The organism is Streptomyces xingningensis, assembly GCF_054957865.1.
In genome coordinates, this window is the sequence record NZ_JBDJPF010000009.1 from 63,263 (window position 1) to 78,617 (window position 15,355).

Sequence of the window (15,355 nt, forward strand, 5' to 3'; positions counted from 1 at the left end):
CGGTTGCCAGGGCGGCCGGATCACATCCGCTGCTCACCCCATCACGAGTGCCACCTTGCCCCGTACATGCCCCGTCTCCACCTCGCGGTGCGCCTCGGCGGCCCGGGCCAGTGGGAAGGTCCGGGCGACCTCGAGGCGCAACTCCCCCCGCTCATAACGCTCCGTCAGCTCCGTGAGCCGGGCCGTGGAGCGCTGGGACCGCACCATCCGGACCCCCAGCCGCTGGGCGCCCTCGGGGTCCACGATGGTCGCGATCCGCCCCCGGTCCTCGACGAGTTCCACCGAGGCGTCGAGCGCCGCGCCACCGCCCGCCCCGTCGAGCGCCGCGGTGACACCCTTCGGCGCCAGTGCGCGCACCCGCTCCACCAGCCCCTCGCCATAGGCCACCGGAAGGGCGCCCAGTGAGCGGAGGTAGTCGTGGTTGCGGGCGCTCGCGGTGCCGATGACCGTCGCGCCGTACGCCCTGGCCAGCTGGACGGCCACGGTGCCCACACCGCCCGCGGCCGCGTGGATGAGGACGGTGTCGCCGGGGCCGGCCCCGATCGCCTCCAGGGCGGTGTGCGCGGTCTGTGCGGAGGCCGGGAACGATCCCGCCTCCGCCCAGGGCATGGCCGCGGGCTTGGCCACGATCTGGTCGGTCGGCACCACGACGTACTCCGCATGGCTGGCCAGCGGGGCCCAGCCGAGGACCTCGCGGCCGGCCGGGAAGCCGGTGGCCCCCGCACCGACCTGGTCGACGACCCCCGCGAAGTCATTGCCGAGCAGCTGCGGGAAGCCGCTGCCCATGGCCGTGCCCATCACGCCGGCCCGGAACTTGCAGTCGAAGGGCTGGATGCCGGCCGCCCTGACCCGTACCCGGACCTGGCCGGGCCCGGCCTCCGGGGTCGGGACCTCGAGGAGTTCCACGACCTCGGGGCCGCCGAAGGAGTTGATCGCCGCTGCTTGCATGACTGGCCTTTCCCGGACGTGTGCTGTGCGCCCATCGTGCGACCTGAAGCCGAGTCAAGGTCAATGAACCAGAGGCCGCTGTGGCCCGGATCACCCGTAAAGGCCCCATTGAGGGCGGGCCTTCCCTTCCCGCACAATCAGGGCAAAGTGTGGCCCGGCCACCGCTCCACAGAGGGGAGACACATCCGTGAGCGTCTGCCCGGAGACGCGCGATGTCGTGGTCATCGGCGGCGGGCCCACCGGCCTGCTGTTGGGCATCGCCCTGCGCCACTACGACCTGGACACGCTGATCGTCGACAGGGAACCCAGCACCAAACGGGAGCCCCGGGCCTGTGTGATCTGGCAGCGTGCGCTGGAGGGGCTGCGCGATCTGGGCTGTGCCGACACCTTTATGGCCGCGGGCCTGCCCCTGCGCCGGGCCGTGTTCCAGGTGCGTGGACGCCTGGTCGGAGAGCACGAGATGGGAATGCCCGACACCGCCTTCCCCGGCCCGCTCTCCATCGAACAGGACGCCACCGAGCACCTGTTGCGCGACCGGCTCCGGCAACTCGGGGCGGATGTCGAGTGGTGCACCGAAGCGGTGGACGTGCGGGCGGAACAGGACGGCGCCGAAGTGGTGCTGCGCGGCCCCGGCGGGCGCACCCGGGTGGTCGGCTGCCGGTGGGTGGTCGGCTGCGAAGGGGCACACAGCATCGTCCGCGGGACACAGCGCATCCCCTTCGAGGGGAAGCGCCGGGACAACCTCCAGAGCCTGCAGATCAATGCGAAGCCGGAGTGGCGCCACCCCTATGAGCCCGATGTCACCCGCATCTTCGTCAACACCGGTGTCTCGCTGATCGCCAGCCCGATCCCGGGCGGCGGCCACCGCTTCTTCGCCTTCTGCCCCGACCCCGACCCGGCGCTCGACGCCCCACCGAACCTCGACGAGATGACGGCCCTGGTCGCGGCCGCCGCGGCAGACCCCGGCATCCGGCTGGTGCCGACCAGCCCGCCCTGGGCCAACCGGGCCCGCTTCCACGACCGCGTCGCGGCCACCCTGCGCCACGGCAGTGCGCTGATCGCCGGGGACAGCGCCCACTGCTGGGCCCCCATCGGCGGGCGCGGCCTCAACACCGGGCTGCGCGGCGCGCACAACCTGGGCTGGAAGCTCGCCGCCGTGCACCACGGCTGGGCCGCCGACGCTCTGCTGGACACCTACTCCACCGAACAGCGCCGCACCGCCCAGCAGGTGATCAAGGAGACGCGGCGCAATGTGCTGGAACTGCCGCCCGGCAGGCCGATGCTCACCGCCCTGAACCTGCTGATCCCCGCCGTGCTGTCGAGCGACCGGGGACAGCGGCGGGGGCGCGCCCTGCTCAGCGACTTCATCAAGAACCACCGCGAAAGCGCGCTGTCCACCGACGCCGGCGGCCGGGGGCCACTGCGCCCGGGCGACCGGCTGCCGGATCTGCCGGTCACCGCCGAGCGGGGCCCCTGCCACCTCCATGACCTGCTGTCCTACCGCCGCTGGTCGCTGCTGCTGGTGCCCGCGGAGGCGGACGGTGCGGCGGCGGCCGGCGAGGCGCGCCGCCTGGCCGGCCGTTTCGCCGCACCGGTCGAGGTGCACGCGGTACGGCCGGAACCGGCCCGGCACCCCGTACTGCCGCCCGGCACCCTGCTGCTGATGCGGCCCGACGGCCACCTCGGGCTGCGGGCCCGGACAGACGACCACCGGGCCCTGGAGGCCTACCTGCGCCGGTGGTTCGTGCCGGCCTAATGCCGCGGCACTGATCCATCAGACACCCCCTAGCCGGTGCGGATCACCAGCCGCTCCGGCCCGTGGAAGACCAAGTCGTCGGCGTACCGCACCGGTTCGCCGTCGGCCAGGGCGAGCCGGGGCAGGCCGCGCAGCAGCTCCAGGAGGCCGATCTCCGCCTCGACGCGGGCCAGCGGGGCGCCGACGCAGTAGTGGATGCCCATCCCGAAGCCGCAGTGGCGGCGCGCATCGCGGCGGATGTCCAGCCGGTCCGGGTCGGGGAAGCGGGCGGGGTCGCGGTTGGCCGAGCCCAGCATCAGGACGACCTTGGCGCCCCGCGGGATCCGCCGCCCGCCGATCTCGGCGTCCGCGTGCGCCCATCGGCTGATCATCTGCACCGGTGAGTCATAGCGGACCAGCTCCTCCACGGCGTCCGGCAGCAACTCCGGCCGCTCCAGCAGGAGTTTACGCTGGTAGGGGTAGGCGAGCAGGGCCAGCAGCCCCTTGGACAGCAGATTGGTGGTGGTCTCATGGCCCGCCGTCAGCAGGTGGATGCAGGTGCCCACCAGGGTGTCCTCGTCCAGCGGCGGCCCGGGCGGGGGCTGCTCGGCCGAGGCCCGGAGCATGCCCGCGATCAGATCCTCCGACTCCGGTGTGCGGCGGGCCAGTTCGGCCCGGAAGTAGGCGTCCAGCTCCCGGGCCGCCGCGTCCGCCACCGCATGGGCGTCCGCCTGCCGCGCCACCCGCGAGCTGGTGGCCTGCTGGAGGTCCACCGCGCGGGCCCGGAACCACGGCCGGTCCCCGGCCGGTACGCCCAGCAGTTCGCTGATGACCAGGATGGGAAGGGGCGCGGCGAACCGCTCGACCAGATCCGCCGGTGACTCCTCGCGCAGCGCGTCGGTCAGTTCGGCCGCGATCCGGCGGATGCGCGGGCGCAGCCGCTCCACGACGCGCGGCGTGAAGCTCTTGGCCACCAGCGCGCGCACCCGGGTGTGCTCCGGCGGGTCCATGAAGACCATCCAGTTGTCGGTGGTCCTGCGCAGATGGGGGCAGTCGGCGGGAATGCGGGCGGGGAGCGCGCCCCGGCCGAAGTCGCGGCCGGTCAGCACCCGGGCCACATCGTCGTGGCGGAAGAGGTACCAGGTGCCGTCCGCCAGGTGCACGGGGTCGGCCTCCCGGTAGCGGCGGTAGAGCGGATACGGGTCGGGAACCGGCACCTCGGACATCCGGAACGGGCCCGGGGCGCTCATCGCGCACCCCGTACCGTGTCCGCCAGCTGCCCGGGATCCGGCGGCAGCCGGTGCCCGCGCCAGGCGACGTGCCCGTCCGGGCGGACCAGTACATACGGCCGGCGGTGCAGCCCGGCCACCAGCCGGTCATGGCACCTGGTGGTCCGCAGCGGCACCCGCCGCCGGGCGAAGGCGTTCTCGAAGGCGCCCAGCCGCCCGGAGTCGGCGAAGCACAACAGCCGGAAGGCGGGGCCGAAGAGGTCGAGGGTGGAGGTCCCGCCGCTCAGCCAGGCGTGCGGGGCGCGGCCGCCCGGCAGGGCGTCCGTCCGCCAGTCGCCGCCCGGTGGGCCGTCGTCGTGCGGGTCATCGGCGATCAGCGGTGAGGTGTAGCGGAAGCCGAGGTGTGCATCCGGGTCGTCGAACTCCCGGCGCACTTCGTCGTGTTCGAGGAGGCCGGCCAGTTCCTTCCTGGCCCGCTCCCCGTCCGCCGAGTCGAGCAGGATCTCCTCGGGCAGCTCGCGGCCGAGGGCGCGCCGCAGCTGGACGCCGGCCGCCCGCAGGCCGTGCTCGGCGACCGGGCGGCGCTCGGTGTCATAGGAGTCGAGCAGCCCGGGCCCCGCCCAGCCCGCCAGCTGGGCGGCGAGTTTCCAGCCGAGGTCGGCGGCGTCGCAGATGCCGGTGTTCATGCCGAAGCCTCCGGAGGGGGAGAGCGTGTGCGCGGAGTCGCCCGCCAGCAGCACCCGGCCGGCGCGGAAGCGCTCGGCGACCCGTTGGGTCAGCCGCCAGCCGTGCTCGGAGCGGAACTCCAGCGGGGTGTCGAGGCCGACGGCCGCCTGCACCAGGGCCATCGGGTCCCGGCCGGCCGTCCCCGGCCAGGGGGCCGTGAGCCGGTACAGCTCGCGGCCGTCCACCGAACGCAGCGGAAGGCACAGCGCGGGGGGCCGGGTCAGAAAGTGCACCAGGGCGCTGCTCTCCCCGAGCCGCTGCCGCAACCGGGGCGCGCGGAACAGGATGTCGCGGAAGGAACGGGCCCGTCGGCGGTCGGGCGAGGCGATGCCACAGGCCTTGCGCACGGGCGAGGCGGCACCGTCGCAGGCGACCAGATGACGGGCGCGGACGGTCAGCCGGGAGCCGTCGGTGAGGTCGGTGGCCCGGGCGGTGACCTGGTCGTCGTCCTGGACGAAGGCATCGAGCCGGCAGCGCCGCCGCAGCGGCCCCTCGGGATGCACCCCCAACTCGCGGGCCAGCAGCGGGACGAGCCAGTGCTGGGGACAGATCTGCTCCGGCTCGGGGGTGTGCGGCAGCGGCGGGCGGGTGTCGGCGGTGCCGAAGCCCAGGCGGTGGATCTCATGGCCGCCGAGCGCGGTGGTCCAGGCGACGTCCAGCGGATGGTCCCCGGGCCAGCCCGCGGTGCGGATGGCGTGGGAGACGCCCCAGCGGCGGAACAGCTCCATCGAACGGGGCCCGATGGTGCCCACCTTGGGGTGCGGTACCGCACCGTCGGAGGCCTCCAGCAGCAGGAGGCGCACGCCCCGCCGGGCGAGGTCCAGGGCCAGCGCCAGGCCGACCGGTCCGGCGCCCACGATCAGTACGTCCGTCTCGAGTCCGGTCATCCGGATCCTCCCGTCCGGCGGAAGAAGTCGGCGTAGAACGCCATCAGTTCGGCGACCTGGGCGGGCACCGGGGCGCATTTGCGGGCTGCGGCCGCCAGGTGGTCGAAGCGCAGCGCGAGGGCCCGCCGGGCCACATCGGGGCGGGGGACGAAGGCGGGCACGGCCTCCGGCTCGAAGGTCGGTCCGGCCGTCCGGCCGCGCCGCCCCGACTCCATCGTCACCAGCACCTCCGCCAGCGGGCGCATCATGCCGGTCATCACGTCGATGGAGGCGTTCATCAGCTTCGAGCGGCGCAGACTGCCGTCCGGGCTCTCCCCGAAGTGCTGCGCCATCAGTTGCAGCATCAGCTGGTACGAGCGGTTGAACAGCCCGGCCACGGCGCGTGCTTCGGGGTCCGTGACCGGGTCCTTCGCGGCATCCCCGGTGCCCAGGGTCGGATTGCGCAGCACCGGGTAGGCCGGGCTCCATGGCAGCAGCCGGCCGTGCGGCCCGGGGACCCGTTCGGTGGTGAGCAGTTCGCCGATCCGCAGGAAGGTCTGGAAGTGCGACATCTCCGGGCCCGGTGCGCCGCCCAGCACGCCCCCCTCGCCCTGTTCGGTGATGACGTCGACGGCGAACAGGGCGCTGGACAGGTCGTCGACCTCCAACTGGTAGTCCGGATGATCGGTGTTGACCGACTCCCGCAGGAACACATGGTGTTCCCCGCCGCCGCGTCCCCGGTCCACCAGGAACAGGCCGGGGACCCGCTGCAGCCCCTCGCGGATCGCCCCGTACAGCTCGCTGACCGACCCCCAGGCGGTGCCGTCGCGCCCCGCGGTGGCGTCGCGCCTCAGCTGGGGGGTGAGCCCGGCGGGCTGCTCGATCGCGATGTACCGCTGCACACTGCCGATGCTCAGCCCCTCCAGGGCGAAGTCCAGCGGGACGGGCAGCCTGCCGCCCAGCGTGCCGAAGTCGACGGAGGGGAGGTGGAAGGGCTCGCCCAGGGCCATGACGATGTTGTTCACCAGCAGGAAGTGGATCATCTCCTCGCGGGCCACGGTCAGCAGGCTGCCGCGGATCCCGTCGTCGAGTGTCGCGCCGCCCTGGCCGCAGGCGAGTTCCAGCTGCCCGGGCGTCCACAGCCCGCGTCGTACGTACTCCCGCCCGGCGCCATGGGTGGGCAGCGAGAACGCCGCGTACAGATACTGCAGCATCACCGCCAGCTCCAGCGTGGCCGCCTGGTGGAGCAGGGCCAGCAGCTCGCCCCGGGTGCCGACCCGGTGGTGTGGGAGGGCGGTGGCGGGCACGGTCAGCGGCGGCCGCACCCGGTCCTGGCAGTTGCGCAGATAGGCCAGCAGCAGGCGGGCCTTGGGGTCGGACAGATCGCGGGTGGGCGGCATGTAGTACGTCTTGTCCTTGTTGCGTGGGTCGCACATATGCCAGATCAGCTCGGCATAGGTCTCGACCTTGCACTGGTCGGCGAGGCTGAAGACCTCCGAGCGCATAAAGGAGGAGAGGTGCTCGTAGTAGGCGAAGACCTCGCGGTGCAGCAGTGCGAAGTCGACGTCCTCGCGCGGGACTTCGTCGAGGTGCCAGTCGTCCGGCAGGACGCGCACGGCCAGCGAGCCGGCGCCCGCCCAGTAGCCGAGCGCGTCCTGGTCGTCATAGGAGGCCCAGGCCGAGCCCGGTGCGGCCGGGTCGGCGGGCGGCAGGTCGTCGGGAGCGGCGGAGAGCAGCACCCGGCAGGTGCCTGCCTGCCCGCCGCGCAGGGTGAGGACGCCGTGTCCGTGCTCATTGGTCCGCACGGTGCATTCGCGGGCGTACGGTCCGTCCGCCGCCGCCCGCAGGCCGAGCACGGCGATGCTCTCGCAGCGGGCCCGGGGCGATCCGGCCAGCGGATCGGCGGGCAGCGCACGGGGGTTGTAGTACTGCCGCACCCGCACCGTGACGGCCTCCGGCCGGCCGCGCACGTAGGAGCGCAGCGGCACCTCGGCCGCATGGTCGCGGCCGTGGGCACGGTCCCGGTGGTGCAGGACGAGCAGCGCCTCGTCGCTCTGGATGTTGGTCTCCCGCTCGGTCAGCAGGACGGTCCGCCGTCCGTCGGCCAGGCACAGGGGTTCGTCCGCGGCCGCCCGCCAGTGGGGTTCGGCGGGCACGGTGACGATTCCGGAAGTCGGGTCGGACGGGTAGGAACCGGCGGGCAGCCGGGCGATGAGGGTGCCGCCGGTGGTGCGCAGCTCCAGCTCTCCCGCGTCGAGCGGTGGGCCGAGCCGGTGCAGCGGGCCCGGTCCGCTGTGCTCGGCGCGGTGGGTGACCGGCACGGCGGTGATCATGTTGAGGGTGGCGTGCCCGTCCGCCACTTCCACGGTGAGGTGGTGCAACGGGGATCCCGGGCAGGGCACGAGCAGCCGGCCGGCCGGGTAGCTGCGCAGCTCATCGCGGTGCCAGGGGGCGATGGTGCCGCGCACCCGCCAGTGGCCGGGGGTGTCCGGGGCCGTCGGCGAGGCCATGTTGTCCAGCGCGAACTGGACGACCAGGCCGTCCGCCCGGTCCGTCACGGCCCGGCGCAGCGCGTCGGCGGCGGGGGAGAGCCGGGTGTCGGGCAGCCACCGGGCCGCGTCCGTGGTGACCACGAACTGGTGCACCGCGGCATAGCGCAGCTCGGCGGCCAGCAGGTGCTCGCCGACGTCGGCGATGCGGGCGAAGCCGGCCCAGCGCGGGGGCTGGAATCCGGTGACGCCGCCGGTGAACAGATAGCCGTCGTCGTGCGAGCGCCCCCGGCGGCCGAAGCCGAACCGGCCCACCATCAGGGCGGTGGTCCAGCGGGAGGCGGGGTCGAGGTCGAAGATCCGGGCGCGGTTGACCGTGGTGCGCAGATACGCGTTGTAGTGGCCCCAGACGTCCACGGACCGGCCCACCAGAGGGTCCGAGCGGTCCGTCCGCCCGTCCGGGCCCTCCACGCAGGTGACCGCGGCGTCCAGCCAGAAGTGGCCGTTGCCGTCGAAGTTCCAGCCTTTCGCGGCGCTGAACTCGCCCTGCGGACAGGGCCGTCCGGACCGGTCGAAGCGCGGGCCGCGCCGCTGCAGCCAGGCGTGGTAGTCGGCGGCGGGACGGTCCGCGGGGAACGGACCGTCCTCGGTGCGGGCCGTGTTGGTGGCCAGGTCGACCAGCCCGCTGCGCGGGCCGGTCGGTGGTTTGCCGGTGGCCGCTCCGGCGAAGTGCACTCTGGGCAGCTCGAAGACGCTCATCCCGGCACCTCCAGGGAGTCGCGCCGGCCGGTGTGCGCCCGGCCGGTGAGGTTTTCCACGGCGTGCAGCGCGGACTCGATCGCCCCCTCGATCCAGGCGGGCGCGGTGGAGCAGTGCTCGCCCGCGAAGAAGAGCCGGCCCGCCGGGCGGGCCGCGCGCCGCCGCTCCGTCTCGCACTCGGCGGCGGACTTGCCCCAGCGGGTGGTGCAGCCCGCGCTCCAGGGCGAGTTGCCCCAGGCCGTGCTGGCCGCCCCCAGCACCATGCCGGGGGACATCAACCGCGGGTGGACGACGCTGAGTTCGTCGAGGACGGCGCGGTGCCGACGGCGCGCCGACAGCCGGCCCAGCCGCTCCGCCTCGTCTCCTATGGTGTAGCTGGCCAGCAGCGCGGCCCCTCGCCCGGGCGCGCCGTCCGCGGGCGGGTAGTAGGTCTGGCGGATTCGCCCTCCGGTGAAGGACGCCCCGCCCTGGATGCCCTCCTCACGCCAGAAGGGCTCCCGGCAGTGCAGGGCCACCTTGGTGGCCGGGCAGTAGACCACCTCGCGCAGCACGGCGCGCTTGTCGGCGTCCAGACCGGTCAGGCGCAGCCGGCGCAGTGCCGGGAAGGGCACCGTGCAGACCGCGAAGTCGGCGCGCTTGACGGTGGTGCGGGCGGTGGTGCGGGCGGCCGGGCGCACATGGACGAGCACCCCGTTCTTGCCGGCGTCGATCCGCACCACCCGCCGTCCCCGGGAGACCCCGCGGCGCAGGGCCGTGGCCAGCCGGCGGGGGAGTTGGTCCATGCCGCCGTCGAGCCGGAGCAGGGTGGGGCTGGTCTCGGTGAGGATGTCGTCGAGGAAGCTGTTGAGGCGTCCGCTGCATCCGGTGCGGATGCCGGGATGGGCGGAGAACAGCGAGTGCAGGTCGATCCGGTCCCCGGCCGTGCCGCGCAGATGGGGCGTGAGGTCGAGGAGCGCGACCAGGCCGAGGAGCTGGCGGCACAGGTCCTCGCGGAGTGCCTCGCGCAGGTCGGGCGGGGCGATGGCGTCGACGACGGCGGTGAGCCAGGCGCCGAAGGCCATGGTCGGTTCGTCGTAGCGCACCGGGTGGTGGTGCCGGGCCAGCTCGCGCCGGAAGCTTTCGTTCAGGGATTGAGAGGCGTCCCGGATGCGAATGAATCCGCCGTCGGCGTTCTGCAGAAAGGCGTTTTCCTCGGAAAGGAGCGTGCTGAATGTGCGCAGTTTGCTCCGCAGTCCCAGGAGTTCGATGTATTCCAGGGTGCGCAGATGGTGGGCGGGTATGCGCATGGCCCCGAGCTCCACGGAGGGAGCACCGGGACCGGAACCGAAACGGTGGGTGTGAATGCGGCCACCGATGCGGGTGTTGCCCTCGAGGACCTCGACGGTGTACCCGCGCCGCTCCAGCTCAAAGGCGGTTATCAGGCCGGATATCCCGGCGCCGATGACGATGACATGACGGCCCATGCGTTCGAAGCCATCGAATGTGTGTACATGCCAGACTCCAGGCGTGTCGGACATGGATGATTCCCCCCGTAAATGCTGATCTATTCCCCGTTTGGTGCTTCATAGAGATTTCATCCGCTCCCTACGGAACGCAATGCTATTTCAGGACACGGCAAAACCTGCCGGAGTGGACGGGCGGACCGCCGAAAATACGCAGGACGCCGGTCTCCGGATCTCCTGAACGGCGCACGACGCCCGGCCCGGCCGTCGGCAGGTGACCCGTACTCCATCGAGAGTAGGAACAACCCCGTACCCAGGAACGACGACGAAACCGGCGGTACCAGGCATGGTGGAAGGTATGGATGACGACGCTACGGACCGCAGAGGCGAGTCGTGAGCGCACTCGTGGTGTCAGTGCTGCTCTGCCTGGTGTCCGCCGTCTGCTATGCGGCGGCGGCCATCGTGCAGGAACGGGTCGCCGCCACCGGCGACGACGGTGCCTATGGCGCGCTGCGCCGCCCCGCCTGGTGGGGCGCGGTGGCCCTGACCGGGCTGGGCGCGGGCCTGCATGTGGTGGCGCTGGCGTACGGGCCGCTGAGCCTGGTGCAGCCGCTGGGCGCGCTGACGATCGTCTTCGCGCTGCCCATGGCCGCGTTGTTCGTCCACCGTCCCGTCGGGGCGGCCGGCTGGCGGGGCGCACTCCTGGCCACCGTCGGGCTGGCCGGGCTGCTCACCCTGACCGGGCCACCCCGCACCGAGCACCTCGCCGCCGCCGAGCGCCCCGCGCTCGCGGCGACGGTGCTCGGTGCGGTGGCCACGCTGATGGCCATTGCGCACTGGTCGCGCCGCCCCGTCGTCCGGGGCGTGGTGCTGGCCACCGCGGCGGGCGCCGCCTTCGGCATGGCCTCGGTCTTCACCAAGGCCGCCGCCGAGGACCTCACCTCGCACCAGAGCGGCGCCCTGCCGCTGAGCATGGGCGTGATAGCGCTGCTGGCCTCGGCCGGGATGCTGCTCTCCCAGGCCTCCTACCGCGGCGCGGGCCTCGCCGCGCCGCTGGCCACCGTCACCGTCGTCAACCCGGTGGTGGCCGCGGCCGTCGGGATAGCCGCCCTCGGCGAGGCGTTCCGCTACGGCCTGACCGGCGGACTGCTGGCCGTCCTGGCCGGGGTGATCGCCACCGCCGGGGTGGTCATGCTGACCTTCCAGGGGGCGGAGCGCGAGCGGCCACGGGTACCGGGGATCGCCGCCGGTTCGGGACCCCGGCCGGAAGCGGGGCTGCTGCCCGGCGCCCGGTCCGCGGACCACGGACGCTGCCTGGTGTCGGCCCGGTCCGGGTCCAAGTCCGGCTGACCTGCCCGGGGTTGTGCGCCCGCACGACCCCGGGCAGGACCCATGGCGCATCGCGGCGCCCGGCGCCACGATGGTGGTCGGCCACTCACCGAGGAGCGCCCGTGGACTTCGACGTCGTCGTGGAGATCCCCCAAGGCAGCCGCCAAGTCCGCCGACAACGCCTGCTGGACCGGCCGCGCCGCCGCCGAAGCCGAGATCACCGCCTCGCGGGCCCGCGCCACCGAGGCCGGTGAGCAGCGCCCGCCCCGGATGCGGTACAACATGCGGTGACTTCGCTCCCCACCCGAAAGGGCCCATGGCCACCACCGACCGGCGAGCCGTGTCCCGCACCCCCCGGCCGGCCACCGCGCCCCGCCGCGATCTGCGCCTCGCGGCGGTCGCCCTCGCCTTCGCGCTGCTCCAACTGTGCTACGCCATCGTCCACATGGACCTCGGCTGGGACGAGACCGTCTACCTCTCCCAGGTCGACCCCCACCACCCCGCCGCCTACTTCAGCGCCCCCCGCTCGCGCGGCATCAGCTTCCTCGTCGCCCCCGTCATCGCCCTCACCTCCTCCACCCTCGCCCTGCGCATCGCGCTGGTGGTGCTGTCCTCGGTCGCCCTGTACGCCGCGTTCAAGGTGTGGGAGCCCCTGCTCACCCGCGGCCGCGCGGCCCTGGCCGCGCTGCTCTTCGGCACCCTGTGGATCACCGTGCTCAGCGGCCCCGAGGTCATGCCCAACCTCTGGGTCGCGCTCATGGCCGTCGCCGCCGTCGGCTGGTTCCTGCGCAGCCGCCAACCCGCCGAGCGCGGCAGGGCCCTCGCCTGGCTGACCGCCACCCTCGCCGCCGCGACCCTGTTCCGCGCCCCTGACGGCGTCTGGCTCGGCCTGCCCCTGCTGGCCGCCTGCGCACTCCGGTCCGTCCGGCGAACCCCGGCCGGCGAGGCCCTGGGCACCGCCGCCGCCGTGCTCGGCGGCCTCGCCCTGGGCGGCGCCCAGTGGGCGGCCGAGGCCTATGTCCGCTTCGGCGGCATCGGCCGGCGCCTCGCCGACTCCAGCGACACCGAGGGCGGCATGGGCGACCACCTGGGCGCCGGACTGCGCGCCGCCTACCGCAGCCTCGACGGCCCCCAGCTCTGCCGCCCCTGCCATATCGCCGGCCCGCCGCTCACCCACTCCCTGTGGTGGCTGCTGCTCCCCGTCCTCGCCCTGGCCGCCGTTGGGCTCGCGCTCGGGGCACGCCGCCGCGCCCCCGCCGCCGTCACCCTGCTCCCCGTCGGCTGCGCGCTCTCCCTTGCCGCGCCCTACCTGCTGCTGCTGGACTACTCCGCGCCCCGCTTCCTGCTCCCCGGCTATGCGTTGCTCGCCCTCCCCATCGCCGACCTCACCGCCCGCGCGGTGCGCAGGCGGCCGGCCATCGGCCGCGCCCGGCCGATGGCCGTCGTCCTGCTGTGCGCCGTGTTCACCGCCCACCTCGCCGTGCAGATCAAGGAGTTGCGGGTGAACACGGCGGACGCCCGCGACACCACCGTGCGCTACCGGCGTGCCGCCCGGGAGCTGGGACGTCTCGGCCTGCACGCCCCCTGCCTGGTCACCGGACCACGCGCCCAGCCCATCGGCTATGAGGCGGGCTGTGTCTCGGCCCAGACCATGGGCAACAACCGCTCGACCACCACCGCCGGGATCCTGCGCGCCGCCGAGACGGAACCGGTGGCCGTCCTCTTCGACCCCGCAGACGCCTATCTGCCGCCGTACGCCCGAGACTGGCACCGGCATCCGATCCCGGGCACCGACTGGACCGCATATGTGCGGTGAGAGACGGATGTGCCGACAGCCAGGTGCGTGAGAGCCCCCGCGGCTCTCACGCCTGGCCCAGCAGTGCGGCGACATCGCTGTCGACGTCCAGCAGCCCCTCCTCGGTGCCCGCCGGAACCAGTGCATACGACAGGGCCAGGAAGCCGCGCAGCTCCGCCGTGTCGATCTGCACCATGGCCACCCCCTCCGGTGCGTGGAACTCCAGCACGGTGCGCTGCGGTCCGCACGGCCACACCCGTACGTCGCCCCGGCCGGCCGGGGTCAGCAGCCCGCTCGCCAGCAGCTCACGGGCGAAGGCCCAGCGGACCTCCGCGCCGTCGAGCGAGGCCGCCGGCGGGAAGGAGATGTGCACGGCGAAGGGATCGGTGCGCGCATAGCGCAGATGAGCGGGAACCAGACGAGGACGGGCGGCCGACGCGATGAGCCGTGCCTGGACGGCCTGGTCGATGACAGTGGACAACGCCTGCTCCCTTGCTGTTGGTTGACCCCCGGATTCCCGGGCGGGGTGCGGTGGCCCCACGCAGGATGAGACGGCGGATTGATTGCCGTAGTGCTTGATTCGAGCGTGAGATGCGTCACGGCCCTTTGATGGCCAAGGCATTTGCCCTCTATGCCTATGAAGTTGAAGCAAGCGCATGAAGTGCAAGGAACCTATAAATGGCCGTCGTTGGTCGTCAGCAGGCTCATCAGTCACACCAGTTACCGCATCGGCCGTCAGCCCCGCACCGGCAGAACCGCCAGCACCTCCCAGCCGCCACCGGGCACCGGACCCGCCGTCAGTGAGCCGCCGATCGCGTCCGCGCGCTCGCGGATCCCGACGAGCCCCAGGGGGTGTCCGGTGGGTCGGACACCCCCTGGCCCGCCGCTGTCCCCCGGCGCACGCCGCGGCGGCTGCGGCGAACCGGCGCCCGCATTGCGGACGGATGCGAACAGCCGCTCCCCGGACCGCCGCAGCGTGACCTCCACGGCCCGTGAACCCGGGCTGTGCTTGGCCACATTGGCCAATGCCTCGGCGACGATCCGGTGCACGGAGGCTGCCAGTTCCGGAGCGAGCCCGGCATCGAAGCAGGGGTCGACGCACAACCCGACGCGCGTCCCCGGCCGGGTGCTCCGGAAGGACTCCACCAGCTCGGCGACCCGGTCCAGCCCCGGGAGCGGCCGCCGGTGGGGGTGGTCCTGCTGCAGCACCTTGAGCAGCCGCCGGGCGGTGGTCAACGCCTCGTCCCCGGCCAGCTGGATGTCACGCAGTGAGGCGGCCACCCGCTCGTCCTCCGCCAGGGTGCCCGTCGCCTTGGCGAGGAGCGTCATCGCCGCCACCTGATGCGCCACAAAATCGTGCAACTCACCCGCCACCTCCAGCCGTTCGGCCTCCCGAGCCGCCGCGACCGCCTTCGCCCGTTCCTCGTCCCGGTGGCGCAGACCCAGACCCAGCGCGGCCACCCCCGCCACCACCAGCGCATACGCCACCACGGTGATACTGAGCGCCTCCGCGTCGCGCGCCGGCGCCACCAGCACCCCCGCCGCCAGCGCGATCCCCAGCGGCACCGCCGCCCGCACCGGCGAACGCCAGGCGACCAGGCCCAGCAGCACCAGCAGCGCGGCGCTCTCCGCGAGCCCCCACGCGGGCACCGGCCGCCCCGCCGCCAGCAGCCAGCCGGTCGCCGACCACGACACCCCGACGGCGGCCGCGGCCCGCACCGTCAGCTGTGCCCAGGGCAGCACACACGCCGCCACCAGCAGCCCGGCCACCCACACCACCAGGTGCCCATGGTGGCCGACGCCCGCATACCCCTGGGCCCCCCGGGTCAGCAGCCCGCCCTCGGACATCCAGAGCCCGCACAATCCCGCCGGCAGCCAACCATGCCCCCGGCCACGGGACGGCGACCGGCGCGGCGGGGCGAGCGGGAACGGCAGGGAGAACCAGGGCATGCCCGCACGCTAGGCGGCCACGCACGAGGCCCGGATCGACCGGCCGGCCACTTGCCACCGGCCGAAAGGATGAATCTTTGACTACCC

General features: G+C 73.5%; 11 protein-coding genes. 4 read left to right on the forward strand and 7 right to left on the reverse strand.

Annotated elements, in window-relative coordinates:
* Positions 1–33 precede the first annotated feature (33 nt).
* Complete coding sequence (locus tag ABCR83_RS07390; protein WP_462694017.1) at positions 34–948, reverse strand: NADP-dependent oxidoreductase; 915 nt, start codon at positions 946–948, stop codon at positions 34–36.
* Between the two features lie 187 nt (positions 949–1,135).
* Here ABCR83_RS07390 and ABCR83_RS07395 point away from each other — a divergent pair, with 187 nt between their 5' ends.
* Complete coding sequence (locus ABCR83_RS07395) at positions 1,136–2,704, forward strand: FAD-dependent monooxygenase (RefSeq protein ID WP_462694018.1); 1,569 nt, start codon at positions 1,136–1,138, stop codon at positions 2,702–2,704.
* 29 nt (positions 2,705–2,733) lie between these two features.
* On the opposite strand, the gene ABCR83_RS07400 is transcribed toward ABCR83_RS07395, so the two are convergent.
* From ABCR83_RS07400 to ABCR83_RS07415, 4 genes are read right to left on the reverse strand one after another with little or no spacing between them, the layout of a single operon-like run.
* Positions 2,734–3,933 (reverse strand): cytochrome P450, encoded by a 1,200-nt coding sequence (locus ABCR83_RS07400; RefSeq protein WP_462694019.1) that lies wholly within the window; start codon positions 3,931–3,933, stop codon positions 2,734–2,736.
* Complete coding sequence (locus tag ABCR83_RS07405; protein WP_462694020.1) at positions 3,930–5,525, reverse strand: FAD-dependent monooxygenase; 1,596 nt, start codon at positions 5,523–5,525, stop codon at positions 3,930–3,932. Before ABCR83_RS07405 ends, ABCR83_RS07400 begins: the two co-directional genes overlap by 4 nt.
* On the reverse strand, positions 5,522–8,752 hold the full coding sequence (locus ABCR83_RS07410) for a ferritin-like domain-containing protein (RefSeq protein WP_462694021.1): 3,231 nt from the start codon (positions 8,750–8,752) through the stop codon (positions 5,522–5,524). Before ABCR83_RS07410 ends, ABCR83_RS07405 begins: the two co-directional genes overlap by 4 nt.
* Positions 8,749–10,269, reverse strand: a complete 1,521-nt coding sequence (locus tag ABCR83_RS07415; RefSeq protein WP_462694022.1) for a flavin monoamine oxidase family protein — start codon at positions 10,267–10,269, stop codon at positions 8,749–8,751. Before ABCR83_RS07415 ends, ABCR83_RS07410 begins: the two co-directional genes overlap by 4 nt.
* 318 nt (positions 10,270–10,587) lie before the next feature.
* Here ABCR83_RS07415 and ABCR83_RS07420 point away from each other — a divergent pair, with 318 nt between their 5' ends.
* The 3 genes from ABCR83_RS07420 to ABCR83_RS07430 are packed head-to-tail and all read left to right on the forward strand — an operon-like array spanning position 10,588 to position 13,339.
* Positions 10,588–11,544 carry a DMT family transporter gene (locus ABCR83_RS07420; protein WP_462694023.1) on the forward strand — a complete coding sequence of 319 codons (957 nt, stop codon included), beginning with the start codon at positions 10,588–10,590 and terminating at the stop codon, positions 11,542–11,544.
* Positions 11,545–11,586: 42 nt separating this feature from the next.
* Complete coding sequence (locus ABCR83_RS07425) at positions 11,587–11,814, forward strand: hypothetical protein (protein WP_462694024.1); 228 nt, start codon at positions 11,587–11,589, stop codon at positions 11,812–11,814.
* 25 nt (positions 11,815–11,839) lie between these two features.
* Complete coding sequence (locus ABCR83_RS07430; protein ID WP_462694025.1) at positions 11,840–13,339, forward strand: hypothetical protein; 1,500 nt, start codon at positions 11,840–11,842, stop codon at positions 13,337–13,339.
* Positions 13,340–13,385: 46 nt separating this feature from the next.
* On the opposite strand, the gene ssgD is transcribed toward ABCR83_RS07430, so the two are convergent.
* Both ssgD and ABCR83_RS07440 read right to left on the reverse strand, forming a co-directional pair.
* Positions 13,386–13,799: a spore wall synthesis regulator SsgD gene (ssgD, locus tag ABCR83_RS07435; RefSeq protein ID WP_462694026.1), complete on the reverse strand. Its 414-nt coding sequence runs from the start codon at positions 13,797–13,799 to the stop codon at positions 13,386–13,388.
* Positions 13,800–14,053: 254 nt separating this feature from the next.
* Positions 14,054–15,268 (reverse strand): sensor histidine kinase, encoded by a 1,215-nt coding sequence (locus ABCR83_RS07440; protein ID WP_462694027.1) that lies wholly within the window; start codon positions 15,266–15,268, stop codon positions 14,054–14,056.
* Between the last annotated feature and the right edge of the window lie 87 nt (positions 15,269–15,355).